General features: G+C 50.4%; 26 protein-coding genes and 1 pseudogene. 7 read left to right on the top strand and 20 right to left on the bottom strand.

The features are described from left to right. Positions 1–251 precede the first annotated feature (251 nt). From thpR to I4V53_RS11360, 5 genes are all read left to right on the top strand, one after another. Entirely contained in the window at positions 252–779 is a 528-nt protein-coding gene (gene thpR / locus I4V53_RS11380) for an RNA 2',3'-cyclic phosphodiesterase (RefSeq protein ID WP_195985818.1), read from the top strand. Positions 780–846: 67 nt separating this feature from the next. Next, the gene (locus I4V53_RS11375) at positions 847–1,734 is read left to right on the top strand and encodes an SPL family radical SAM protein (protein WP_195985817.1); all 888 of its coding nucleotides are present in this window, start codon (positions 847–849) and stop codon (positions 1,732–1,734) included. A gap of 20 nt (positions 1,735–1,754) precedes the next feature. Next, positions 1,755–2,045: a GIY-YIG nuclease family protein gene (locus I4V53_RS11370; protein ID WP_195985816.1), complete on the top strand. Its 291-nt coding sequence runs from the start codon at positions 1,755–1,757 to the stop codon at positions 2,043–2,045. A 27-nt stretch (positions 2,046–2,072) separates the two neighbouring features. Beyond that, positions 2,073–2,417, top strand: a complete 345-nt coding sequence (locus I4V53_RS11365; protein ID WP_195985815.1) for a phenylpyruvate tautomerase MIF-related protein — start codon at positions 2,073–2,075, stop codon at positions 2,415–2,417. Positions 2,418–2,663: 246 nt separating this feature from the next. After that, complete coding sequence (locus tag I4V53_RS11360) at positions 2,664–3,245, top strand: hypothetical protein (RefSeq protein WP_195985814.1); 582 nt, start codon at positions 2,664–2,666, stop codon at positions 3,243–3,245. 131 nt (positions 3,246–3,376) lie between these two features. Here the strand turns inward: I4V53_RS11360 and I4V53_RS11355 are convergent, their stop codons facing one another. The 11 genes and pseudogenes from I4V53_RS11355 to I4V53_RS11310 form a co-directional block, all read right to left on the bottom strand. Next, positions 3,377–3,919 carry a hypothetical protein gene (locus I4V53_RS11355; protein WP_195985813.1) on the bottom strand — a complete coding sequence of 181 codons (543 nt, stop codon included), beginning with the start codon at positions 3,917–3,919 and terminating at the stop codon, positions 3,377–3,379. A 65-nt stretch (positions 3,920–3,984) separates the two neighbouring features. Next, on the bottom strand, positions 3,985–4,773 hold the full coding sequence (locus I4V53_RS11350; protein WP_195985812.1) for a signal peptidase I: 789 nt from the start codon (positions 4,771–4,773) through the stop codon (positions 3,985–3,987). 35 nt (positions 4,774–4,808) lie between these two features. Further along, the gene (locus I4V53_RS11345) at positions 4,809–5,375 is read right to left on the bottom strand and encodes a hypothetical protein (RefSeq protein WP_195985811.1); all 567 of its coding nucleotides are present in this window, start codon (positions 5,373–5,375) and stop codon (positions 4,809–4,811) included. Positions 5,376–5,492: 117 nt separating this feature from the next. Continuing rightward, positions 5,493–6,272: a TasA family protein gene (locus I4V53_RS11340; protein ID WP_195985810.1), complete on the bottom strand. Its 780-nt coding sequence runs from the start codon at positions 6,270–6,272 to the stop codon at positions 5,493–5,495. A 139-nt stretch (positions 6,273–6,411) separates the two neighbouring features. Beyond that, on the bottom strand, positions 6,412–7,158 hold the full coding sequence (locus I4V53_RS11335; protein ID WP_195985809.1) for a SipW-dependent-type signal peptide-containing protein: 747 nt from the start codon (positions 7,156–7,158) through the stop codon (positions 6,412–6,414). Positions 7,159–7,177: 19 nt separating this feature from the next. Continuing rightward, entirely contained in the window at positions 7,178–8,797 is a 1,620-nt protein-coding gene (locus I4V53_RS11330) for a hypothetical protein (protein WP_195985808.1), read from the bottom strand. Between the two features lie 431 nt (positions 8,798–9,228). Beyond that, positions 9,229–10,827, bottom strand: coding sequence for a peptide chain release factor 3 (locus I4V53_RS11325; protein ID WP_195985807.1), 1,599 nt, complete (start codon positions 10,825–10,827; stop codon positions 9,229–9,231). Between the two features lie 45 nt (positions 10,828–10,872). After that, positions 10,873–11,253, bottom strand: a complete 381-nt coding sequence (gene gloA2, locus I4V53_RS14050; RefSeq protein WP_286167131.1) for an SMU1112c/YaeR family gloxylase I-like metalloprotein — start codon at positions 11,251–11,253, stop codon at positions 10,873–10,875. An 81-nt stretch (positions 11,254–11,334) separates the two neighbouring features. After that, positions 11,335–11,637 (bottom strand): annotated as a pseudogene (locus I4V53_RS14045) ((deoxy)nucleoside triphosphate pyrophosphohydrolase); the annotation flags it as partial. Beyond that, positions 11,634–12,002, bottom strand: coding sequence for an arsenate reductase family protein (locus tag I4V53_RS11315; protein WP_195985805.1), 369 nt, complete (start codon positions 12,000–12,002; stop codon positions 11,634–11,636). The gene I4V53_RS11315 and the pseudogene I4V53_RS14045, both read right to left, overlap by 4 nt. 5 nt (positions 12,003–12,007) lie before the next feature. After that, positions 12,008–12,343: an arsenate reductase family protein gene (locus I4V53_RS11310; protein ID WP_195985804.1), complete on the bottom strand. Its 336-nt coding sequence runs from the start codon at positions 12,341–12,343 to the stop codon at positions 12,008–12,010. Between the two features lie 156 nt (positions 12,344–12,499). Between I4V53_RS11310 and I4V53_RS11305 the strand changes: the two genes are divergently transcribed. After that, complete coding sequence (locus I4V53_RS11305; RefSeq protein WP_195985803.1) at positions 12,500–12,700, top strand: hypothetical protein; 201 nt, start codon at positions 12,500–12,502, stop codon at positions 12,698–12,700. 54 nt (positions 12,701–12,754) lie between these two features. Here the strand turns inward: I4V53_RS11305 and I4V53_RS11300 are convergent, their stop codons facing one another. The 9 genes from I4V53_RS11300 to I4V53_RS11260 form a co-directional block, all read right to left on the bottom strand. After that, complete coding sequence (locus I4V53_RS11300; RefSeq protein ID WP_195985802.1) at positions 12,755–14,137, bottom strand: lipopolysaccharide biosynthesis protein; 1,383 nt, start codon at positions 14,135–14,137, stop codon at positions 12,755–12,757. 63 nt (positions 14,138–14,200) lie between these two features. After that, positions 14,201–15,433, bottom strand: coding sequence for a glycosyltransferase (locus I4V53_RS11295; RefSeq protein ID WP_195985801.1), 1,233 nt, complete (start codon positions 15,431–15,433; stop codon positions 14,201–14,203). A gap of 18 nt (positions 15,434–15,451) precedes the next feature. Then, complete coding sequence (locus I4V53_RS11290) at positions 15,452–17,011, bottom strand: O-antigen ligase family protein (RefSeq protein WP_195985800.1); 1,560 nt, start codon at positions 17,009–17,011, stop codon at positions 15,452–15,454. A 151-nt stretch (positions 17,012–17,162) separates the two neighbouring features. After that, positions 17,163–18,938: an Rqc2 family fibronectin-binding protein gene (locus I4V53_RS11285; protein WP_195985799.1), complete on the bottom strand. Its 1,776-nt coding sequence runs from the start codon at positions 18,936–18,938 to the stop codon at positions 17,163–17,165. 30 nt (positions 18,939–18,968) lie between these two features. Beyond that, positions 18,969–19,739, bottom strand: coding sequence for a Nif3-like dinuclear metal center hexameric protein (locus I4V53_RS11280; RefSeq protein ID WP_207747900.1), 771 nt, complete (start codon positions 19,737–19,739; stop codon positions 18,969–18,971). Next, a complete protein-coding gene (locus I4V53_RS11275) occupies positions 19,736–20,443 on the bottom strand; it encodes a class I SAM-dependent methyltransferase (RefSeq protein ID WP_195985798.1) in 708 nt (235 codons plus the stop codon). The genes I4V53_RS11280 and I4V53_RS11275 overlap by 4 nt, the downstream gene beginning before the upstream one ends. 72 nt (positions 20,444–20,515) lie before the next feature. Continuing rightward, entirely contained in the window at positions 20,516–20,719 is a 204-nt protein-coding gene (locus tag I4V53_RS11270; RefSeq protein ID WP_195985797.1) for a DUF1858 domain-containing protein, read from the bottom strand. A gap of 176 nt (positions 20,720–20,895) precedes the next feature. Then, complete coding sequence (locus I4V53_RS11265; protein WP_050697369.1) at positions 20,896–21,171, bottom strand: zinc-ribbon domain containing protein; 276 nt, start codon at positions 21,169–21,171, stop codon at positions 20,896–20,898. Positions 21,172–21,272: 101 nt separating this feature from the next. Beyond that, the gene (locus I4V53_RS11260) at positions 21,273–21,806 is read right to left on the bottom strand and encodes a sigma-70 family RNA polymerase sigma factor (protein ID WP_286167127.1); all 534 of its coding nucleotides are present in this window, start codon (positions 21,804–21,806) and stop codon (positions 21,273–21,275) included. Between the two features lie 339 nt (positions 21,807–22,145). Here I4V53_RS11260 and I4V53_RS11255 point away from each other — a divergent pair, with 339 nt between their 5' ends. Then, the gene (locus tag I4V53_RS11255; protein WP_502709368.1) at positions 22,146–22,850 is read left to right on the top strand and encodes a putative ABC transporter permease; all 705 of its coding nucleotides are present in this window, start codon (positions 22,146–22,148) and stop codon (positions 22,848–22,850) included. Positions 22,851–23,652: the final 802 nt, after the last annotated feature.

Raw genomic sequence — 23,652 nt, 5'->3', positions numbered from 1 at the left:
AACGGGGGAAACCGTTGAAGCCTACTGAGAAAACCCGTTCGGTCCAAAGCTCGGAGGCTACTTCCAAAAGACGGCGCCGTCCTGCGGCAAATGCGCCGCGTCCCCCTCAGGAAGATTTCCACCAACCATCTTCTCTCTGTGCTTCGGCAGGACCTGTACTACTCCTCGTCTGTGCTTGTATACTATGTAATTTTTATTAATATAGCAGAAAACACAAATTCTGTCAATGAAAAATTTACGGAGGAAGCAATATGCGTCTGTTTATCGCACTTTTATTTGATTCTCCCATGCTGGATGCGCTCTGCACCGCTGTCCAATCTCTTAAGGATGCCTCCTGCTCCGGCAATTTTACAAGCAGGGAAAATCTGCATCTCACGCTGGCCTTTCTTGGGGAAACAGATCGCGTTGAAAACGTTGTCCAATCAATGGAAGCCATACAGGAACCATCGTTTTCCATAACGCTTCAGGGTGCAGGGAAATTCCAACAGGAGGGCGACATTCTGTACTGGGCTGGCATACAGGAAAGCGCCCCTCTTTCTTCTCTGCACAAACAGTTGCTCTGCGCGCTCCGCACAAACGGTTTTAACTTTGAGGACCGTCCTTTTAAACCGCACCTGACGCTGGGACGGAAGGTCATTGTCGACAAATCGTTCGACTTTCAAAATTTTTTTGAATCCATCCCGTCCACACAGGCGATCATTCGTACCATTCACCTGATGAAATCAGAGCAAATAGACGGCCGACCGGTCTATACGGAAATTTACGCCAAATCTTTGTAAATATGACGCCAAGATGTCCGGCTTTTATGATAAGATATGGACACATCAAAAAGGCAGGAGAAACAGCATGGAATATGTACCCGCTAAAACCATTATTACCCGGAGCAAAGATCCCAATTGGTTCGGCCTGGATTACAATATGAATATTTACCGAGGCTGCTGCCATGGATGCATCTATTGCGACAGCCGAAGCGAATGCTATCGGATCGATCAGTTTGACCGAGTACGCGCCAAAGAAAATGCCTTACAAACGATCCGGAATGACCTTCGCCGGAAAGTGCGCAGCGGCGTAGTGGGAACAGGCGCCATGAGCGATCCATACAATCCGTTTGAAAAGGAACTGCAATTAACGCGCCACGCTTTGGAACTGATCAGCGCTTACGGTTTTGGCAGCGCCATTGCCACGAAAAGCGACTTGATTCTGCGCGATCTCGATATTTTAAAAGAAATTCAGGAGCAGGCTCCGGTTCTGATCAAAATGACTATTACCACCTCAGACGACAAGCTCTGCAAACAGATTGAGCCAAGCGTTTGTCCCTCCTCCCAACGCTTTGCCGCCTTGCAAACCATTGCACAAAACGGAATCTTCTGCGGGATTCTTTTAATGCCGGTCCTGCCTTTTCTTGAGGACAATGAAGAAAATGTTCTTTCCATTGTGCAGCTGGCCCAAGAGAGCGGCGTCCGCTTCATCTATCCTGCTTTTGGCATGACGCTCCGGCAGAATCAGCGGGATTGGTACTATCAGAAGCTGGAGGAACGGTTTCCCGGACAAAACCTGAAGGAGCGCTATATGAAACAATATGGGGACCGTTACCGCTGCACCAGTCCACGGGCAGCCGCATTGTATCATAAATTTGCGGACGCATGCGACCGCGCCGGGATTCTCTATCGAATGCGGGACATTATTTCCGCCTATAAACAGGGCTACGCCAACAGCCAGTTGACATTTTTTTAACATAGAGAGGTATCTTGACCGTGAACTTTGTCTATATGCTGCAGTGCTCGGACGGCTCATTTTACACCGGTTGGACCACCAACCTGCAAAACCGGCTGCACATGCACAGCACTGGAAAGGGCGCAAAATATACGCGCTCCCGCCTGCCTGTAAAGCTGGTCTATTGGGAAACAGCAGAAAACCGCTCCGAGGCGCTGCGCCGGGAAGCCCAAATAAAACGGCTGACCCGTACCCAAAAGGAACAACTGGTGAAAAAGCAAAAGCGACTTGCACTTCCCCTTGAATCTGCTGGAAAAAATATGGTATACTGACAAAAACAAAAAACGGGAGGGTTTTCTATGCCTTGCATTCAAACAAAAGCCAATGTGCCAATTTCGGCAGATCAAAAAGAAGCCATAAAAACAGAGCTTGGAAAAGCAATCAGTCTCATTCCCGGGAAAAGCGAAAATTGGCTGATGCTTACCTTTGAAGACAATTGCAGTATTTATTTCCAGGGAAACGGCGAAATTCCTGCGGCTTTTGTGGAGGTTAAAATATACGGCAAAGCAAATGGCGATGCTTACCAAAAAATGACTGCCGCCATAACCGATATTCTAAATCAACACTTGCATATTGAGCCCTCCCGCATCTATGTAAAATACGAGGAAACAGCCTATTGGGGATGGAACGGAAACAATTTTTAAATAAGCGGTTATCCTCACGGCAAAATAATAAAATATTCCGCCTGTTGTTCAGCCCGTCAATATTGGAAAGGTACAATCAAAACTACCCGTCAATGAACGATACCCGGATCAAAAGACAGTTCTACAGCAGGTATTTTTCATGAAATTTAAAGTTAAGCGCTTGCTCTAACTGCGGTCATCAATTTAAAAACTGAAAAACAAAAAAGTCCCTTCAATGGGTATGAGCGAACTAGGGAGGTAATTTAGATGAAAGAAAATATGATCGTATATGAGGCAATAAGGAATGAAATTTTAAATTCAGAAGATTCAGTTACAAACTGTACAATATCCATGTATGTTTCGTTTGTCGCTTTGTTCACGATAGGTTTTAGTTATAATTGGGTTTTTTTAGCTTCATTTATTGTTTTAATCGTATTTCAGGCCATGATAAATAGATTTTGGTGGCAGATAACAAAAGTATCTGCATACATACAAGTTTTTTTTGAGGAACAAAACGATGATATTCATTGGGAAAGTCTTCATAAATTTGATAATTATAAAAAATTAATTAGCAAGCAAAACAAGGAGTTTAGTTGGATTGTCCATAGATGGAGTTCCACGCTTTTATCCTGTCTTTCTCTGGTATCGCTTTTTATTGTTACATTTGGAAAATATGGTTTAAATCTTCCGAATATGGACATAGCAATTTTAATTGTTGCTATAGTCCTTTTTATAGCGACAATTTACACGAATAGGCTTCTTTCTAAAAAGAGTGACGACTTCGAGTTAAAGAAATGTATGGAGGAATACTTAAAAAATATAAAAGAAAAATTACCTATTGAAAAATGAAAATAGATACATTAACAAGTTATTTGAGAATTCACGTTGAGGAAAGCTTTGCTACAATCCATGAAAAATAAAGCCGTCTGTCCCATTGGTTGGGACAGACGGCTTTATCATTTTTAAGTATCAAATATCATTTACTGTGCTGCCGCCTCCGAGGATGCAGCCGCTTCCATTTCCGCATTTGTCTCCGATGGTGTGGACTCTTCTTCCAACGGAGCATTGGATTGCTGCTCCCAATAGAGAACCGTCGTTCCCTGATCGATTATTTCGACCTTTTCCCTCGGTAATCCACGAACGACCATAAAGCCACCGACCTTTTCAGAAAGATCCAGCTTTATCTTAACATTTTTCTGCTTTGACGAAGAAAGTTCATCATATCCGATCACATCCAAATGAACCGGCCTTTTAATTGTAACGGTGCCAGTGATTATCTCTGCGTTTACAGAAATCGCTGCTGTTTCCGGATTCTTCACCGCTTCTTTTAACTCGTCCAAATCTGCCGGTTCCACGTAATCGGTCCAAACATCGGTACTTTCCTCATAAACTGGTATTTGCAGTTCCTGATGGTCCCCATACGGTTCTGTCTCCGTTGCATACGTGATACCCGCAGCAAGTGAAAGCAGAATACCCGCGCTTAACACAACGGCAGCCGACAACTTTATCGTTTTCCTTCTCATGGTGACCACACTCCTTGTATATCTGATTTTATGGTTCGACCAAATCTATCTGCACCTCTAATGAATTAAAGGTCATTGTCTTCTTTTGGTTGTTCTTCCTTAACAAACACAGCGGGCAGCTCCGCTGAGGCCTCCGCCTCCCTATCCGGTGCAATCGGTTCCGAAGATGAAGGTTCAGGAGCATCCGTTTCCATCCCTTTCTTCCCCGCTTCGCCCTTGTCCGCTTCTGACTCAGTGGCATCTTTGTCCTCTTCCGGTGCTTCTCCGTTTTGTTCCTTTAAGGCCTTACGCTCATCCATATACGCCCAGAAGTTTTTCATCAAACCAATTGTTTCGATCAGCAGAATAATCATGCATGGTAAAAGCAGAATACAAAAAAATCCCTGTTTGGTTTTCATGAAATTTAAAAGATAACCCAAATAAGGCACATGAAATATTACACGGCCGATGACATTCTCCGGAATGGCAGCCGCGTCGTCCCGCGATTCATTTGCGTCGCCCTTTGTTATGTACATGGTAAGATTATTGTTTTCAACCACCTGGATAATTCTATGGCTGACCACCTTACCGTTTAAAGCCGTATCGTTGGAAAGGAAGGTGATAATGTCCCCTTCCTGCAATTCGGAGGTGTCCACCTTCTCTACCAGGATTACGCCGCCGACGTTCAGCGTCGGTTCCATACTACCGCTCATGACCGTAAAAATCTTAAAACTCTGCAAAAACGGCAATCCGGAACTACGCGAACCAACTGCCAGATAAATCAAAACCACCAGAAGGACCACCAGCAAAACCAGGAAAAAAGCATTTAAAATTTTAAGAACAACAGAACCAATTTTTTTCAAGTTTGCCATCATGGAAAAGCCTCTTCATTCTGATGATTTTGCAGAAATTATTCCTCCGAGTCCTCTATGCTGTATAAATCCTTTACACTGGGAACCGAAGCGTCGGTAAACTGTACGTCCGCCGTAATAAACAGCCGCACGGTATCCGCTTCCCATCCGGTCAAATCTGCATTCTCTTTTGCCTTTACGATCAGTGAATACGCAAGAGGATCCGCGTCCTCTTCCGCCTTCTCAATCTCCGCTACAAAGAAGCCGCTTTCGTCTGTCTCTTCCAGAACTTCGCCGTTCGCTTCAATAGAGAAATCCAGCTGATCTAAAAGATCCGTCTGATCACTGTTGACGATAAAATACACCTTGGCCGGGACGTCAGAATTGTTTTCCATAAAAAATGGGATTTGCACAGTCTGGCCTTCCTGCAATGCAGTCAGATTTAATATGCCTGGGTCGGGTTCTTCATTGGCGAAATCCAGTTTCACATTTAAGGTTGCCGCTTCCGCTGTGAGGTTCGTCTGCTCAACGTCTTCCCTCCACGCAAAAGTCGCCGCACACACCGTCGCCAGAATAACAAAAACCAGCATGAGGCTCAGCCAGGATTCCTTCAGTAATTTGGTCAATTTGCCCCTCCCCCTTTATAAACACGATAAGCCGGTATGCCGGGGCAGTTTGCCCCGGCACGCCGGTAATCATTTCATTTACAGTATAATTGTACACTGTAAACCAAGAAAATTCAATTATTCTGCAAAAGTTGCGCCTTCATCTGTCTGAGAAGCCAGAACGCTCATAGTGACATGATACTCTTTGCCCTGATACATGTTGCCAGTCTCGCTGTCGAGATAAGCGCCCAGTGCATAGGTGCTTTCCACGGTCTCACCTGCCGGCAAAACCAGTACTTTGCCATCTTCGCCCAACAACTGATAGCCACTCTTCAGCTGGGCAATGCTTAAATCCTCAACTTTTTTATAATCGTATACGCCATCGCTGACTTTTACTTTCTGCAGCAGAACAAACTTCAACAGATCATTGTCTTCATCAATAAAGGCACTGCCATCAAAAACTTTGCCAAGTTCATTGTTACACGGGACTTCTCTCTGCGTATTTACTACGCCACCAACACCATTGTCTTTGATACCCGGAACCGTATCGTTTCCATCTGGCTCTCTGTCATCAATCTTGAGCTTCAGGTTAACCGGCAGAGTACCCTTATTGGAAATTGCAAACTCCTGCACATAGACCGGCGTAAACTCACCGTAACCCTTGTCATCATAATAGTTCGGATTGTCCAACACTGCTTCGACTTCTTCCAGGAAAGCCGCTTCGTCTTTCATCGGACGGAGATTCGTAAAGTCGAGATCCTTTCCTTCTTCACCGGCGGTGATATCCAGCACACCTGCGCTGAAGTTTGCGTCCACCTTCTCTGTGTCAGTGAACCATGCCATTGTGGCGCCCGCCACGAGGGTCAGGACTGTGATGATTGCTACACCGGACATCGCTAGTTTTCTTTTCGCTGTCATAATCTTTTCCTCCTAAGCTTTTTTAATATGTATTGGGTTTATGAACTTGCTTTTGGTGTAAAAAGCAAGTCCGCGCGGCCTGGAAAATGTTTGCCGGTACAACCAAGGCGGCTGAAAATCCACTCTAACTGAAAGCCGGTCAATCGGGCAGGGACGGCGAAGATGCTCCTGCATCCACCTGCCAGGCAACTGCAACCAGTTTTGCATGATAATGCCCGCCGTTGTACATGTTGTAATCATTATCTCCCTCCGGCAGCTCCACGTAATTGGGAGTATCTTCCGGAAGATAGCCGCCTAAATAATACGTTTTGCTTTCACCGGCTGGAACCAGAATGCGCTGTGCTTCTTCTTTTCCATACGGCGCCTGCATCAGGTCCACATCTGCAATCTGCTCTCCCTCTTCGGTATACAGTAAAACCTGCAGACGATCCTTCAGATCATTATGGCAGAGAAGAGCCAGATGCTCATCATCGGGCTTCTGAACGCCCCCAAATGTATTGGGGCAAACGGAGAGCGTCTCCCCCTCGGGAGGTGTCTGCTCTTCCAACTGAAATGCGAAATAAACGGGAAGGGAACCTGCGTTGGTAACTTGAATCTTTTGAAACTGCCTGGAATCACTTCCCGCAGCCTGATCCTTTCCCAATGCATTAAAAGATTCCAACTTCATGGGACGGAGGTTTTTAAAGGACAGTTCTTCCACTGTCACTTCCGTACCCGCCGGATCCTGCTCCAAGCCGCTGAGTTCCACATCCAGAATCCCCGCCTCAAAATCGGCTGAGACTTCTTTCGTATCGGTGAACCATGCGGCTGTCGCACCGGCTAAAAGCGAGGCCACCGTCAATACGGCAACCACGGATAAAATCAAATTGTTCTTACGATGTCTCATCGGCTTTTCCCCTCCTTCCTCACTTCTGCGCATACTTACCTTTGTTCTGCTTTTTATCCCTGCAAAGCAGACAAAGGATTCCGGACCCAACCGCAAGGAAAGCGGACACACAAAGCATGGGAATCGTATAGTCTCCCGTTTTGGGCGTTCTTCCGGACTGGTCTGCCCCATCACTTCCGGTCTGCGCGCCCTGCTCGTTTTCTCCCACCGGAACTGCCACATCTGTGGACACTGTCGGATCAACAGTCCCACCGGTCTGACCGGAGGTCCCGCCTGGAGGAACGATGCCGGGCTCGGAGGAAGAACTGGAGCTTTCCGGGGTAGAGCTTGACCGCCCCGAATCGTGCCCGCCACCACCGCCGCTGCTATGGCTTCCGCCGCCGGAGGAAGAGGAGCTGGAGGAAGAACTGCCGTCTTCCACTTTAAAAGAGAGGGTTAAATTAAAATCAACACAATGCGGCAGCCAGTTAAAGGCGTTAGGCGCCTGATAACTGAACGCCATGTGGTCAAACGCTAAAGAACCGGACGGAACGAGTTCCTTACCGGAAAGAATGGTTTTCGCGCTCTTTGTCGCCGCGGAATCCGGATCCTTTTCCATGAAGTCCGCAATACTCATCCCCTTGGCGCTGACGGCGATCCCATCGATCGGCGCTGTTTCATCGTCAAAGGTAAAGCGCATACAATTGCCGTAGAGATACCGGTACCCCATTTGCAGGAGTTCCGGGTCTGTCTCCAGCATCTGATAATGGTTGCCGGGCTTTATGATTCCAAACAATTTGAATTGGTCAAACTTCTGGTCTGCCGTATCCGGCTGGAAGGTTTCTGTCTCATCGGCGGAGTAGCTCTTGAATTCCATCTCCCCGCCGAGCACATCCTCCTTCTGCGAATCTGTTAAAGCATCCAGAGAATCTACACGATAGTAAAGTTTTATGTAATCTGCATACGTTCTGTCCACGTCCGCCGGGATATTTCGCTGCTGTCCCTTTGCGTCAAGGAATGAAAACGCGCCTTTAATCTTTTCCTCTGCCTGAACGGCTTCCGTCAGTGTGACGTCGTATGGATCTTTTTTGTCAAACAGACGCGCCATCGGCATATTGCTTGTCCGGACCGGCGCCAGATTGAAACGAATATAGGTATCGTCAAAGCCCTTCACAGGGAAGGAATTTGGATTGGATTGAAAAGCCGTACCATACTGCAATTGAACCTTACGATTTTCTCCGTACTCCACGGTTTTAAAGCCCGTGTATTGATCGATCGTAACGGGGATCGGCCCGCCCACCTGGTAGGCGTTTACCGTCGTAAAGGTATAATCGGACGGCAACAGTGTGAGCTTTTTATCGGTACCATTTACCAGCTTGACTTTCACTTCCGTATTTGTCCCCGGATGAAAACGATCTTCAATCAGAACCTCCGGAGAGGCAACCGGATCAAAGCGAACCTGCGCAACGCCGTCCTTGATATCGCCTTCCTTAATCGTATAGACATAATACCCGTCCTGCTGTTCCAGGTTTCCATCTTTATCCATCAGCCACGAACCTGCGCTCAAAAACTGTTCCGCTGCCGCCTGTGTCAGATAGGCAGATATCGCGCTGAATAGAATCGTAAGCGAAAGAAAAACGAAAAACGCTCGTTTTTTCAATGCATACCCCTCCCTGCATCATTTTTGCAATGAAACACAGGTCTTCTGGCAGATAAAAATAAATGCCAGCCGCATAGCCGCTATTGGGACACAATGCCTAAAGCACAGCATACACTACCTGATGGTAAATATTATACCATTATATGGTATTTATAAACTGCATTTAAGCAAATATACAATATTTTTCATCTCTATTTCGCATTAAAAAACGAATGATTCCGTGACCTTCCTTTTTTTCTGTGACTGATTTAGGAATTAATGTAAGTATAATTCTAAAAATCGGGAATTTCAAGGTGTGACAGGTAAAGTGACAGGTAAGTTATACCAAATACAGTATCTTATTTAACCAAATTTGCTTCCGATCGGAAATTGCACGCTGAAAAACGGCATAAAAAAACCATGCATCCTATTTCAGAATGCATGGTTTTTCATTACGTTCTGCCAAACTCTGACAGCTGTAAGCCTTCATTGTGTTCCAGTGCCCAGTTGATACTCCAGCTGTTGGCGAAGATTAACAAAGGCCTTCCCTTCAAATCCTGAATCCGCTTTGTATCTGATGTCAGATTTAAAGTTTTGGGATCAAGCTCTTCGTCTTCAATCCACCGGATGTGCTCATATGGAAGCGTCTCCAGACGGATGTCGACATTATATTCGTTCTTCAGTCGATATTCCAGCACCTCAAATTGCAGCGTACCTACTACTCCAACGATGACTTCCTCCATACCGCCGCCCAGCTCCTGGAATATCTGAATGGCGCCCTCCTGTGCAATCTGTGAAATTCCCTTTACAAACTGTTTGCGCTTCATGGTATCCATCTGCCGGACCAGGGCAAAGTGCTCCGGCGCAAAGGTGGGAATACCCTCAAACTGGAACTTCTTCGCCGGCATGCTGATGGTATCGCCGATGGAGAAAATACCCGGGTCAAACACGCCGATGATATCTCCGGCGTAGGCTTCTTCCACGATCTCACGATCCTGGGCCATCAGCTGCTGCGGCTGGGACAGCTTGAGCCGCTTGCCGCCCTGTACATGCAGGACTTCCGTACCCTTTTCAAATTTTCCGGAGCAAATCCGCATAAAAGCAATTCTGTCCCGGTGCGCCTTATTCATATTGGCCTGAATTTTAAAGACAAACGCAGAAAAGTCGTCGTCAAACGGATCGATTTCGCCAATGTCGGACTTTCTGGGCAGCGGAGGAGTGGTCATGCGAAGGAACTCTTCCAGGAATGGCTCCACACCAAAATTCGTCAGAGCGGAACCAAAAAATACCGGTGAAAGCTTTCCATGCCGGACCGCTTCCAGGTCGAACTCGCCGCCGGCGCCGTCCAGCAGCTCCACATCGTCCACCAGCGTCTGACGGTGATCCTCGCCGATCAGCTCCGCCAGGTTGGGGTCGCTCAGGTCGGCCTCAATCGCCGTCACCTGACGCTGTCCGTTTGCCATCTCGTCGTTGGCGCGGAAGGCGATGATCTCCTTTTTGTTGCGGTCGTAAACACCTTTGAACTCCTTGCCACATCCGATGGGCCAGTTCATCGGATAGGTCTTAATCCCCAGCTCGTATTCGATTTCATCCAGCAGGTCGTAGGGATTGCGCGCCTCGCGGTCCATCTTATTGATAAACGTAAAGATTGGAATATCCCGCAGCAGGCAGACCTTAAACAGCTTGCGCGTCTGCGGCTCCACGCCCTTTGCCGCATCGATGACCATCACGGCGGAATCGGCCGCCATCAGGGTGCGATACGTGTCCTCGGAGAAGTCCTGGTGACCGGGCGTATCCAGAATATTGATGCAGTAGCCGTCGTAATTGAACTGCATGACGGACGAGGTGACGGAAATTCCCCTCTGTTTTTCGATTTCCATCCAGTCGGAAACCGCATGCCGCGCCGCCTTTTTGCCTTTTACCGCGCCGGCCAGGGTGATCGCCCCACCGTACAGCAGAAATTTTTCCGTCAACGTCGTTTTACCGGCGTCCGGGTGGGAGATGATCGCAAACGTCCTTCTTTTTTCAATTTCTTTTACGTAACTTGCCAAAGCCGTTCCTCCACAAATTCAGATATATGTCGTCCCACGCGGGGATCAAAGCGGTTTCAGTTCCAGGGGAAGCCCATCCGGGTCCATAAAGAACGTATACTCCTGCCCGGTATACTCATCGACGCGCACCGGCTCCACCTCAATGCCCCGGCGTTCCAGCTCCGCCGCCGCCGCGCGCACGTTTTCCACACGGAAAGCCAGGTGGCGCAGGCCGCAGGCCTCCGGACGGGTCGGACGCGCAGGGCTGTCCGGAAAGGAAAAGAGCTCCAGTTCGCAGTCCCCCATTTTCAGATCCAGCTTATAAGAATCCCGGTCGGCCCGGTAATTTTCACGGATCAGTTCCAGACCCAGCTTCTCCAGATAAAATTCCCTGGATTTCTGATAATCCGAAACAATGACCGCCACATGATGCACTGCGCGCAGCAGAGGCTTTTCCTCAGCGAGTCTTTGCACCAGCGACTGGTCCGCCGGACAGAACGTGTATCCCCGCAGTTCCTCCGGTTTTACCCAACGAACGTCCCGATGCACATTTTTCTTCAAACTGCCAGCGCGGATCACCGCGTTATAAAAGGCAAAGGCAAAGGGTTCGTCCCCATACCGATACGATTCCTTTGCATACAGGCCGTGCAAATCGATCTCCAGCCCCAGCTCTTCCCGGCACTCGCGCACCACGCACTGCTCCATAGTCTCTCCTGCTTCGCGTTTTCCACCCGGAAATTCCCATAACAGGGAACAATTTCCGCTCTCGCCGCGCTGGCAGATCAGGATCTTTCCGTTTTGGCGCAGGATCGCCGCAGATACCTCCGTCATGTCGCTGCCCCGCTCAGCCGCTCAGCCCATTCTGCGGGACGGAATCCCACCAGAACGGCGTCTTCACCGATCAGAAGCGGGCGCTTCACCAGCATGCCGTTGGTTGCCAACAGCGCAAACTGCTCCTCAGCCGTCATTGTGGGAAGCTTTTCCTTCAAATTCATTGATTTATACACCAGCCCGCTGGTATTGAAAAAGCGCTTCAACTCCAGCCCGCTGCGCGCCTGCCAGCCCGCCAGCTCCTCCGCGGTCGGATTCTGTTCCACAATATGGCGGTCCTCAAAATCCACGCCATGTTCCTCCAGCCATTTTTTAGCTTTCTGACAGGTGGTGCACTTGGGGTATTCAATAAACAGATAGCACATTTGCTTCACTCCCATGTTTTCCAGATTTCCGGACAATATCCCACGGTTGCCTGCCGCCCATTCCGAACGATCGGCGTGCGGAAACAAGCCGGGTTTTCCAATAGCTTTTCTTCTTTTGCACTGTCGTATGCCAAATAGCGAATCAGCGCGGCGTCCTTCGCTTTTGGGTCGATCAGCGCCTCCAGCCCGCCCGCCGCCGTCTTCACGCTGGAAAGCTCGCCCTTGCTCATGCCGAACCGCGGCAAATCGATCAGCTGGTATTTGATTTTGCGTTCTTTAAAATAACGCTCCGCCTTTTTCGTATCAAAGCACTTTGCTTTTCCAAAAATTTGTATGTTCATGTTTCCTCCTGTGACCGGCGGTCTTCCTCACAAAACCGTATTTTTTCCGCTGTTTGCGACAAACTAATGGGGCCGGAAGGCCTTTCAAAAATTGTCCTTTTGAAATTCGTTCCGACAACGCAAATGCACATTCAACCGCGGAAAGGAGCGAGAACAATGGAACCGAGAAACAAACAGCTGCCTCCCCTGTCGAAGGAAGAGTTTCTCTTCAGCACCGACAACGTCGCTTCCAATATGGACTGCACCGGCCTGATCCCATTTGCGCCGGAAGACGATTTTGAGGCGGAAGCGTATACCGACATCTACGCCATTCCGCAGCCGGAAAACAATCATCCGGACGGCTTGCAGCACACGTAATTCCTCTGTATTTTTTCTCATCCGGACCGGGTATGCAAGCGCATGCCCGGTTTTTTACCGCCGCAACAGCTTCTTCATATTCATTAAAATTTCATTTGCATTGGCTGCGATCATCAGTGCCGTCAGGAAAATTTCAATCCCGATCCAGAAGGGAACCTCCCAGATCATCACGATACTCTGCAGAATCAACAATATGGTGTTCACCGTCAATCGCAGGCCGCTGTACCGCAGCTTGACAAAGCGCCGCGTATCCCATGCGCGGATTAAAAATACCAGCAGGTAACTGATAAAGGTGGCAACCGCCGCGCCATTGACGCCAAATTGCGGGATCAGCAGAAAATTGAGTACCACATTGCTCGCCGCGCCCACCGTTGTCGTCGCCAGCGAGAGCATGCTCTTTTTCTCCACCATATAGATGCTGCCAAGAAAATTGACAATACAGGTAAACACCGTCGCCAACACCAAAAACGGGATGTACTGCCACGAGGAATAGAACGCGTCGGAAACCAGCAGCTTTGTAATTACCTTGCAGAATAAAATGATACCCGAACCCACGATAAAGAGCAGGGAGCAATAACAGCGGAACACTTTGGTGAAAAACCGTTCCCGTCCTTTTGTTTCTGTGACAGCGGACATCTGCCATGCGTCCATAAAAATACCGGACACCAGCACTACAATGGAGGGCACTTTATAGGCGACCGCGTAAAGGCCGTTCGCGTCGTTGCCCAGCATATAGGACACGATATAGCGATCCGATACATTGGTAATCCACCAAAGCATAGTGTTGGGAATCAAAGGGACAGAGTATTTCAGCATCGCCAGAGAGGTGGGCCACCGGACGCTGCGGATCCGCACATATTTCCACAGGGTTGCGTTAACGGAGAGGAACAGCACGGAGAGCGCGTCGGAACAGACGATGGCCAGCACATAGCCAAACACACCCCACTGCAGCGCCACCAGGAACAGCAGATTAAACAGAATAGTGGTCACAGTGCTGAGAATGCCATCCACCGCAAACAGCCGCACCTGTCCCCGTGCGCGGACAAACTGTGAACAGAGGGACCGCAGGGTGGACATCAGCACGAACATATAAATTAGTCCCGTGTGCCCGGAGATAAATTCCAACCGGTCCAGCAGCGGCCAGAACAGCAGCAGGATGAGGAATCCACCCATGATGGTCAACAGGCCGGTGGTAAATACGTCGTTCTTGCGCGAAGTCCTTTCCAGACCAAACCGAAGCACCGCGTTGACAATCCCCAAAGAAACCAGCGGAAGCAGCAGGTTACCGGTCTGGATGATCAGGTCCGTGACGCCGTATTCCGCGTTGGTCAGAACACGGGTATACAAGGGCATCAGCAGGAAAACCAGCACCTTGGAACTGAAGGTGCCGATTGCAAAAATCACGGTATTGGATATGAGCTTCTTATACTTATCCACGTTTCCTCCTGTATTTTCGTTCCCAAACAGGATACGGATTGAATCCGGGACGCCCCGGACTATTTACAGCTTTTCCAATTCCTTTGCAAACTTTGTATGGTTGACTTTATCATAAAACGACGCATGCCACATCTGGCGCGCGTTGGAACGCAGCTCCGTCTTTTTGGACGAGGGAGCGTCCGCATATGCGGAGATCGCATTCGCAATCTCCCGGGCGGCAGGATTTTCCCCCAGCAGGAATCCCGTTCCCGCGTTGATCATCTCCGGAATGCCGCCCACATTGGTTCCCACCGCGGGCACACCGAAGGAAAACGCCTCCATAATGGAAACCGGAGAACCGCCCTCCGTCTGGGAGGCCGTCAAAAACAGGTCTACATGGTGCTCCTGATAGTAGCGGATAATCTCCCGGTTCTGCACCGAACCCAGAAAGGCATAGGAAATATCCGGGTTTTTACCCAGCCGCTGTTCTGCCAGCGATTTCATTTCCTCCTCCTGTGTACCGCCGCCCGCATGTACCCAGCGGATCTTCCGGCCCGGCAGCAGCGCCAGCGCTTCAATCAAAAGGTGAATTCGCTTGAGCGGAATCACGTTGGAGCAGGAAAACAGGCTAAGCGCTTCCCCTTCTTCCGGCGGGTTGAGGCCGTTGTCCGGTACGCCGAGATACGCCAGCTTGTAATGCTCTTTGCTCTGTCCGGCAAAATGCTCCAGATAGTAATCGCGCGCCTTGCGGGCGACAAAAAAAACCGCGTCCATTTGGCTGTCCATGAACGCCTTGTACGGCTGTACGCCCCCCGGAGAACGCTCCCGGTACAGGTCGTATCCATGTGTGCGGGTAACCAGCTTCATACCGGGCCGCTTTTTCTTTTCCAATGCAAGCGCCAGCGCGCCGTAGTTGTACCAATAGGAATAATATATGGTATGTTCGACATCCTCAAAAAAGCCCTCGTCCTCCAGATACCGCTGGAAAAGACGCGCCGCCAACCGGAAGGTCCGCACCTCGGCTTCCCTCGCGCGGAAGCTTCCCTTCGCATGATTTTTTCCAAACACGCTGCGGTAATACTCCCTGTCGAACAGACAACCCAACAGGTTTTTGATTTTATCCGCCGTCGTTGCGTCCCGGTGGTAATGCCGGACCCGGATGCGCTCCGGCAGTGTGAATTCCTGCTTTTCCGCCGGGCTTTTACAGATCAGCGTAATGTCAAACCGCTGCGCCGTCACCGCCAGTTCCGGCAGGACAAAGGGCATTTCCCCGCGCGTAAAGGGAAAATGATCGGTGATCAGAACCAGTTTTTTCATCACTTGCTCCTGTCGCAATCAGCCTTCCAGTTTCTCAATCTTCTTTTCAAACAGAGACGCCATCACCAGCCAATAAGCCAGCGCCACCCCGTAAGCGAACGGCGGGTAGGACGAAGCCAGCAGCGACGTCACCAAAAAGCCCGGCATCATCAGCACCGGGAACATGGCGTACGGGTCGCCTTTTCTCCGCCGCAGGAAATACAGCAGCGCGCGGAAACCCGCCGCCACGTTGATGGCAAAATAGAACAGCGCCGTAAAGATACCGCTGTCGTACAAAATCTGTATGATACAGTTGTGCGTTGTCGCCGCAATCCCATAATCATGCACATAGATTTTCCCGCGCTCATGACCAAACGGCTCAATCCGATTCAAAAACGCGTTCCATATCGTGGTGCGGTGGGTGCTCACCTGGTCCGCGTCCTTCCCCTCCATATCCAGACGATCGCCAAAGCCACTGATTGTATCATCCAGCTTGGTCCGATTCAAAAAGGGGTTTAAATACTGGTATTCATCCGGCAGAAGATTGTTGGTCGCCGCATAGGCATATACCGCAAACGTACCGCATTTAACCAGGCCAAACGTCACCGGCACACAGAGTACCACAACCAGAACAATGGGCAGAACCCGGCGGAGGATCATCTTGCCAACGGCCTTTACTCCCTCCTTGCCGTGCTCCACCAGGAAATGGAGGACAAACCACAGTGCAAACGACACGATAAAAGCGATGAACGCCGTGCGGGAACGGCTGAACAGCACAAAGGCCGCCGCCGTGCCCAGACCGATCAGCGACCAGACGCGCTCGCTGCGCTCATGGAGATAAAGCGCCACGAAATTCAGCGTCTTGATCGGATGCTTGATGTGCAGACCCTCCGGCGCCGGGGTAAAGGTCCGTTGCTCGTCCTTTTTCCAAGCCAGCGTATACTGGATTAAAAACAGCGGCATGGTGAAGGACAGATACTGCCCCAGCGAATTGGAGTTTGTGAACATGGCGCGGTACTGGCCGCCCGTGATCGGGCTCAGCAAAATGCTTGCTACAAAGAAAATCACGTTGAAAACCACTACGCCGCGCGTAAACAGGGAAAACAGCGTGCCATAGTCCCCCCGGTTATTCCAAATAAAGAAAACACAGGGAAACACAAACGCAAAGATGATGGTGATCGCCGCCCAGTCCAGGGACGTATAGATCGCGGAAACCAAAAAGAACACGCACATACCCGTCCAAAGCAGCGTCATCATCGCGTTGCAGCGCTTCTTCTGCAAGGGGCCCCGGATGGACGCCACCGCAATGACCGCCATCAGCACACAGCAGACCAGGTCAAAAAAGACGTATTTAACAATGGACGGCAGGGGCAGCGCCCCCAAAATCAGGCTGGTAATATTGGTATGTTCCAGATATATGATGACCATCATGATAAAAAAGGAAGCGCTGATTAAAAAACCCTTTACCCTATCGCTCATCCTGCGTGCAAGCGGCACAAAGGGTTTCAAAAGAAATAAAAAAATGGTCTGCATCAGGTCGGCAACCACATCGGCGGCCTTCTCCAGTATGTTGCCGGTTCTTTCACTCTGATTGCTCATAAGTATCCTCCAAGTTCCTATGCGTTCTCCCGCAAACCGCCGCGCCGCTGTGCGCCAGAACAGTCCGCAGTGTCGCCGCTTTTTTGCCGCAGATATAAATGTGATTATAGCATCTACCCGCAAATCCTGTCAAATAGAGGAACCCCCGCCGTCAGCGGCGTTTGGCCTCTTCCTGCTTCAGATGCTCCACAAAGTCGCGGTCCGGCGTCACATAGATGGTATTGTAATCGACATAGATCACCATGCCGGGCTTCGCTCCGGAAGGCTTGCTGACATGGCGCACCTGTGTGTAATCCACCGGGACCTGGGAAGACTCCCTGCCCCGGCTGTGCGCAGCGGCCAGCAGCGCCGCTTCCCGGATGGCTGTTTCGCTTGGCTCGCGCCCCTCCGTCACCAGGATCGTATGGGAGCCTGGGATATTTTTGGTGTGCAGCCACAGATCGTTGTTGTTGGCTTCCTTCATCGTCAGCCGGTCGTTCTGCCGGTTATTGCGGCCTACCAGAATGCGAAAGCCGTCGCTGGAAGTGAATTCCAAAGGAGCTGCGGCGGCGGGCGGCTTTTGTTTGCCCTTCTGCGCGCGGATATATCCCTGTTCCGCCAGCTCCAAGCGGATTTCAGAAAGATCGCGCTCCACCAACGCGCGGCTCAGCTCTTCAAATACGGTATCCAGATATTCCAGCTCCTGCTGTGCCTGCCGGATCTGCTCCGTCAGCTTTTCCTCCGCCGTGCGCGCCTTGCGGTACGCTTTGTAGTATTTCTGCGCGTTCTGGGCAGGCGTCAGCGCCGGATCCAGGTTGATTTTCAGCATCGGGGCGGCTTCATCGTAAAAGTTTTGCAGCTCTACACTGGTCTGCCCTTTTTCAATCTGGTACATACTGGCGCTGATCAGGTCGCCGCAGACGCGCAGATGGTCGCGTTCTGCACAGCGCTCCAATTCCGCGCGCTGCAGGTTGATTTTCCGGCTCAGGCGGTCCGACGCATTGGACAGTACGCGCAGCAAATCCTGCGAACGCGCCCGCATGCGTTCCAACCGGTCCCTGCCCGCGTAGAAGGCGTCAAGCAGTTCTGAAAAATTCTCCTGCCTGGTGACGACCGCTGCGGTGCCGTACTGCGTGATATTCATAAAGGAAAAATCCATCGGTTTGTGCTCCAGGCTGGTTACTATATGCGGCGTGCCACCGCTGTCCCGGACAGTCTCCGCCATGCGGTTTAAAAAGAAGCGCAGCCGGTCCCATTGCTCCTCCGTCATATCCTGCGTACACAAGTCCAGGCCGCGCCCTGTTACATGCTCAATCTCCCGGCAGACCACCGGGGATACGCCCTGCATGGCGGAAAGCAGTGCCTTGGAAAGCGCCGTATTGGCAGGCAATGCGCGCAGTCGATCCAAAACCGCCTGCGGCTCCACCTCTAACAGACAGAGCTTGTTTTGCGGCGGGGGCAACAGATAAGTTAAACCCGGCAGCACCAGCCGTTCGGAAGACATCTCCGCGTCGACGCGTTTGAGGGCGTCGACAATCTTTCCGTTTTCATCCACCAGAATGATATTGCTGTAGCGGCCCATGATCTCGACCGCCAGCGTGAGGCGCACCTCGTCCCCCAGCTCGTTGACCGCGTCAAAATCCAGCAGCAGCAGACGTTCCAGCCCGGGCTGGCGCACCGCAGCCAGCTTCGCCCCGGACAGGCGCTTGCGCAGCAGCATGCAGAGCATGGGCGGCACCTTTGGGTTCTCCGGTACAAAGCGGGTAAAATGAATGCGGGCACTGTTGGCGCGCGCAGAAAGCAGCAGCTTGTAAGAATCGGTACGGGTGCGCAGTGCGAAAACCATCTCTTCCCGGTTGGGCTGATAAATTTTATCCACGCGCGCGCCGATCGCCGCCTCTTCGATTTCTTTTTTAATATGTCTTAAAAATGCTCCATCCAGAGCCATTTGATCAGTCCTTTCGTATGGGACGGGCTGTTACAGGAATCTTGCCGGGCTGTGCATCCGCACGGATTTCATCATTTCCACACCCGGGAAAGCCACCTGCATCCGCTCCAACAACGGCTGGATCACCACGTCCTCCGTATAAAAATGCCCCGCGTCCACAATCGTCATCCCCATGTCCTCTGCCTCCAGAAGCTGGTTGTGCTTGGTATCCGCGGTGACCATCGCCTGCGCGCCCTTTGCCGCCGCCTCCGGAAACAGATATGCGCCGGAGCCGCCGCAGAGGCCCACCGCTGTGATTTCCCGGCCGCCGTCCGTATATTTCAAGCCGTCGCATCCCAGCGCCTGTTTGACAAATGCCGCGAATTCCTCCGGCGAATAGGGATGGTCGGTCTCCCCTATTAACCCCTCCGGAAGGCCGCTGTGCTCGTATTCCTTCAGCATACGTACGTTTTTCAACTGCAACCGCTCTGCCAGGCAGGTATTGACGCCGCCCTGTGCCATATCCAAATTGGTATGCGCACAGATCGCCGCAATTCCATTTTGTGCCAGCAGATATGGGGCGGAACCAAACGCCAGGCTTTTCAGCGGTTCAAAAATGACCGGGTGATGGCTGACGATCAGCTGCGCGTCCATCGCAACCGCTTCATGCACCACCTCCGGCGTGATATCCAGCGCAAACAGAACCTTCCGCACGGAAGCGCCGCGCCCGCCCACCAGCAGGCCGGGATTGTCAAATCCCATCGCCGTGTGGAACGGGGCAAATCCATCTATGAAATCATAAAAATCGCCGACAGTAATCATTGTAATCCTCCTTTTGACTGATCGAGCAAGGCATCCAACCCGCGCAAAACGTCCCGCAATTGCGCCGCCTCCTGTACCTGGCCGGAAATCGCCATACCGTCCGCCTTTTTGGACAGCCGCGCGGCACATTTGGCTATGTAGACACGCGCCGCTTCTGTATCCGCCCGCAGCTTCCCAATATAAGGATAGAGCGGGCCGCCGCCGGCCTGCGTCGGATCATACATGGCCTGCAGCACCACGTACACATGGCCGTCCTCTTCAACCGTCTTTTCCTGTAAAACAGCAAATCCCTCCCGCTCAAGATAGCGGCGCAAATCCTCCGCGGAGGTCATTGGCTGCAAAATCAATCGCTTTTCTCCATTTTGAAGCCAGGGAGCCGCTTCAATCAGACGGACCATCAGCTCTCCGCCCATGCCGGCCATTACAACGTCGTCCGCCTCATGGGGAAATATCACACTCAGGCCGTCGGATAACCGCGCGGAAACCGTATCCTCCACATGGTACTTGCGGATATTGCGTTCAGCGGAACGAAGCGGGTCCAGGCGCACATCCGCCGCTATCGCGCGGGAAACCATCCCCTGTCTTGCCAGCCAGATCGGCAAATACGCATGATCCGTTCCAATATCCGCGAGCCTGATCCCGGGACGCACCATGGAAGCACAGAGCGCCAGACGGGCACCTAATGAAAACAGTGGGTGCGGCATTGCCGTACCTCCTTCAGAAAATGAAATTGCCGCCCGCCAAATAGGTTGACGGGCGGCGCACACAGGATCTATTTATTTGCCGGCCAGATGCGCGTTCAGCTTTTGGAGCATTTCGTCCACATTGACGCCATGCACCATACAGGCCTGCTCCAGGGATTCCCCACGGGAAGCCGGACATCCCAGGCAGTGCATACCCATTTCCAAAAAGAAAGGAGCCGTAGTCTTGTCCATATCCAGGATATCCCCAATAATCGTCTCTTTTGTAATTGCAGCCATGAAAAGTTCCTCCGTCCGCATAATTTGATGTTTTTATTATAATACCCAGCCAGATAGAATGCAATACGAAGAACGGACATAAATTTACAAATGAAACGACTCTATGCCGCATAAATATAAAGAAAGGTGCTCCGGATCGCTCCGGAGCACCTGCGTCTCATACGTAAAGAATTATATTATTCTTCCCTCATCTTTGCAAAGCACTCGCTGCAATATACAGGACGGTCTTCACGGGGCTTAAAGGGAACCTTTGCCTCACAGCCGCAGCTGGCGCAAGTAGCAGTGTACATTTCGCGCTCAGGTTTAGCAGCATTCTTACGGGCATCACGGCAGGATTTGCATCTCTGGGGCTCGTTAACGAATCCCTTGGAAGCATAGAATTCCTGTTCGCCAGCGGTGAAAACGAATTCAGCGCCACATTCTTTGCAGATGAGAGTCTTGTCTTCGTACATTTGATATACCTCGCTTCAGATTATAGATATTTGCCCTTGCCGGATTTGCACCGCGCCTTTGTAATGAACAACGCTCCTCTTGAGCTGGGCATATGGACTAACTAAAACGGTTCTTTCAATTTGCGGCGCACACGTTGCAGGGCGTTATCTGCAGCTTTTGAGGTAATGTGAAGAGATTCGGCAATCTCATGATAACTGTAACCGCCCAAATAAAGCATAAGCACCTGGTGTTCCATTTTAGATAAGTTTCGACCGATGTACTGCTTGAGCAGTTGAAACCGCTCATGATCCATCAGCTCTTCTTCCGGATTATCCGCCGCCCGTAAAGAAATTTCCTCCACTCCGCCCTTCTCACTGAGAGATACGAAGTTATTTAAAGGAAGGTTCTTTCTCCCGGCAGCCCACCGGTATGCCATAATAATCCGGTTGCCAACACAAACCCCCGCATAGGTGCGGAAACTTGCCCCGCCATCTTCCTGATAGCTCCGCGCTGCATCCAGCAGGCCCATCAGACCCTCCTGACACAGATCGTCAGCCTCCAGCATCGTGCTGTGAAACGGCGCCGCTTTTGCCCTGATTAAAGACATATAGCGGGTTGTCAACTCCAGAAACGCATCGGAATTTCCGTTCTTCATGAGAGAAACCAGCTGGCCGTCCGTATACCCTTCCAACGACCGCATATGGATTTCTTCCGCCAAACCAAACACCTCATGAAACCTACGTTTTTTATGACTTCTATATCATACCGCATTCTCTCTGTGAAGTCAACAAATATTTTACATATGAAAAAAATATATTTGTTTTATTTCGTCAATGCGACCTGTTCTTTCATTTTTCGATTCCCCAACAGCCAATTCCGAGCTGCTTATGATCCGCTGCACTTAATTCTTCGCATGCTTTGCAACCGCATTGCATTTATGCTATGATGGATTTCATATTGGATTTTGGAAGATTGACGCAGAAAGAGGTGCTTCATGAAACGTTTTAGAGCGAATGAAGAAAAAGTACACGGCCGTGCTCAAATGGAAGGCCGCAAAGATTCTTTTGCACATGGACTCAATTTCTATAAACTCGCGTTTATTTTTATCATCGGGTGCGTGGTCGGCTATTGTGTGGAAATGCTGTGGTGTTACCTGCGGCTGGGATTTTTTGAAAGCCGTCAGGGCCTGATTTACGGTCCGTTCAGCCCGGTATACGGAATGGGTGCCATTATCTTCACCGTGCTGCTCTACCGGTTCCGCCATTCCAGCAGTTTTGTTATCTTTATCGCAAGCGGGGTCATCGGCGGCGCGTTTGAGTACGTCTGCTCACTGCTGCAACAAGTACTTTTCGGCACTATCTCCTGGGAGTACAGCGACTCCCCGCTGAACGTCCACGGGCGGACCAATGTTTTTTATTCCGTATGCTGGGGTATTTTAGGGCTGATATTTTTGACGCATACCCTCCCCTTCCTGACCAACCTGATTGAAAAAATTCCAAACCGGCCGGGAAAAGCAATTGCGTGGGTGCTGATCGTATTTATGATTTTTGACATCGTGATATCCGCCGCAGCTGTGCGCCGGCAGACCAATCGCCATTTGGGGATCCCTGCCGGCAATCCGGTTTCCGCTTTTCTGGATGAACATTATACAGACGATTATTTAAAAAAGGTCTATCCCAATATGCAGCTGGCCAGATAGATAATGGAATCCCCGCTCTATTGTGTAAAAACATGTGGAGCGGGGGTTTCTATGTTGCGGCGTTAATGAGTATGCTGACTGCAAACGAGGTGGGGTAAACGCCATCGGGCTGATTTCAATTCACAGTGCCCGCGCAAACGCTGACGGTATTCTTGTTCCGATCTTCTTCAGGGCCCTCATTTCAATCCACAGCGTTATACGGACACTGACAGAGACCTCTATGCAATGTTGAATTTTTTCAAATGAAGACAATACAGAAAGCATTTGTCAATGAATCGCGACGAATGATACGTCCCTGCTCCTGATTTCGGCTGAAGCGAGGCCGTTTTCAATCAAATTTATTCAAGATTTTAGAACTTGACATACTCAGTTATGCTTTTGGGGGAACGGCCTTTTCGTCATGATTTGTTGTTCTTAAGTATGATGCTTTTTAATTTACTTAAGTTTCAGTCTGTCGCTTTTTGCTGTTTTGCGGTTTGATTCTCCCTCTGTTTATCAGCCAAACGCCTCCTAACATGGATTCTCTGTTCTTGTATACGCTCCCGGCATGAAAGGCGGCCTCCTGTTGTAGTTCGATTCTACAACAGGAGGCCCCTTTTTCACTGTCCGTTTTTGGGACAGTATCCATTGCTTTTACTGAGAATGCGGTTCTTTTCTTCAGGCCGTTATCCGATTCGCTCAGGAATTCAGCCGATGGTTACCGTACAATGTCTTCGCGCCGCATCGCCCGGCAGAGTCGTATACACGCCCGTGCTCTCGCCCGGCTTGCCGGTCGCCCACACTCTGTAGTAGTAATCGTTGC

It is taken from the genome of Clostridium sp. D33t1_170424_F3, from assembly GCF_015667585.1.
Lineage (GTDB): Bacteria > Bacillota > Clostridia > Oscillospirales > Acutalibacteraceae > Anaeromassilibacillus.
This window is presented reverse-complemented; position numbering and strand designations above follow the sequence as displayed.

What these genes read in the sequence shown, in the direction of transcription:
- thpR (WP_195985818.1), top strand. Translation starts at nt 252, where the DNA reads ATGCGTCTGTTTATCGCACTTTTATTTGATTCTCCCATGCTGGATGCG.
- I4V53_RS11375 (WP_195985817.1), top strand. Translation starts at nt 847, where the DNA reads ATGGAATATGTACCCGCTAAAACCATTATTACCCGGAGCAAAGATCCC.
- I4V53_RS11365 (WP_195985815.1), top strand. Translation starts at nt 2,073, where the DNA reads ATGCCTTGCATTCAAACAAAAGCCAATGTGCCAATTTCGGCAGATCAA.
- I4V53_RS11360 (WP_195985814.1), top strand. Translation starts at nt 2,664, where the DNA reads ATGAAAGAAAATATGATCGTATATGAGGCAATAAGGAATGAAATTTTA.
- I4V53_RS11355 (WP_195985813.1), bottom strand. Translation starts at nt 3,919, where the DNA reads ATGAGAAGGAAAACGATAAAGTTGTCGGCTGCCGTTGTGTTAAGCGCG.
- I4V53_RS11350 (WP_195985812.1), bottom strand. Translation starts at nt 4,773, where the DNA reads ATGATGGCAAACTTGAAAAAAATTGGTTCTGTTGTTCTTAAAATTTTA.
- I4V53_RS11340 (WP_195985810.1), bottom strand. Translation starts at nt 6,272, where the DNA reads ATGACAGCGAAAAGAAAACTAGCGATGTCCGGTGTAGCAATCATCACA.
- I4V53_RS11335 (WP_195985809.1), bottom strand. Translation starts at nt 7,158, where the DNA reads ATGAGACATCGTAAGAACAATTTGATTTTATCCGTGGTTGCCGTATTG.
- I4V53_RS11315 (WP_195985805.1), bottom strand. Translation starts at nt 12,002, where the DNA reads ATGTGCTATCTGTTTATTGAATACCCCAAGTGCACCACCTGTCAGAAA.
- I4V53_RS11310 (WP_195985804.1), bottom strand. Translation starts at nt 12,343, where the DNA reads ATGAACATACAAATTTTTGGAAAAGCAAAGTGCTTTGATACGAAAAAG.
- I4V53_RS11305 (WP_195985803.1), top strand. Translation starts at nt 12,500, where the DNA reads ATGGAACCGAGAAACAAACAGCTGCCTCCCCTGTCGAAGGAAGAGTTT.
- I4V53_RS11295 (WP_195985801.1), bottom strand. Translation starts at nt 15,433, where the DNA reads ATGAAAAAACTGGTTCTGATCACCGATCATTTTCCCTTTACGCGCGGG.
- I4V53_RS11290 (WP_195985800.1), bottom strand. Translation starts at nt 17,011, where the DNA reads ATGAGCAATCAGAGTGAAAGAACCGGCAACATACTGGAGAAGGCCGCC.
- I4V53_RS11285 (WP_195985799.1), bottom strand. Translation starts at nt 18,938, where the DNA reads ATGGCTCTGGATGGAGCATTTTTAAGACATATTAAAAAAGAAATCGAA.
- I4V53_RS11280 (WP_207747900.1), bottom strand. Translation starts at nt 19,739, where the DNA reads ATGATTACTGTCGGCGATTTTTATGATTTCATAGATGGATTTGCCCCG.
- I4V53_RS11275 (WP_195985798.1), bottom strand. Translation starts at nt 20,443, where the DNA reads ATGCCGCACCCACTGTTTTCATTAGGTGCCCGTCTGGCGCTCTGTGCT.
- I4V53_RS11270 (WP_195985797.1), bottom strand. Translation starts at nt 20,719, where the DNA reads ATGGCTGCAATTACAAAAGAGACGATTATTGGGGATATCCTGGATATG.
- I4V53_RS11265 (WP_050697369.1), bottom strand. Translation starts at nt 21,171, where the DNA reads ATGTACGAAGACAAGACTCTCATCTGCAAAGAATGTGGCGCTGAATTC.
- I4V53_RS11260 (WP_286167127.1), bottom strand. Translation starts at nt 21,806, where the DNA reads ATGAAGAACGGAAATTCCGATGCGTTTCTGGAGTTGACAACCCGCTAT.
- I4V53_RS11255 (WP_502709368.1), top strand. Translation starts at nt 22,146, where the DNA reads ATGAAACGTTTTAGAGCGAATGAAGAAAAAGTACACGGCCGTGCTCAA.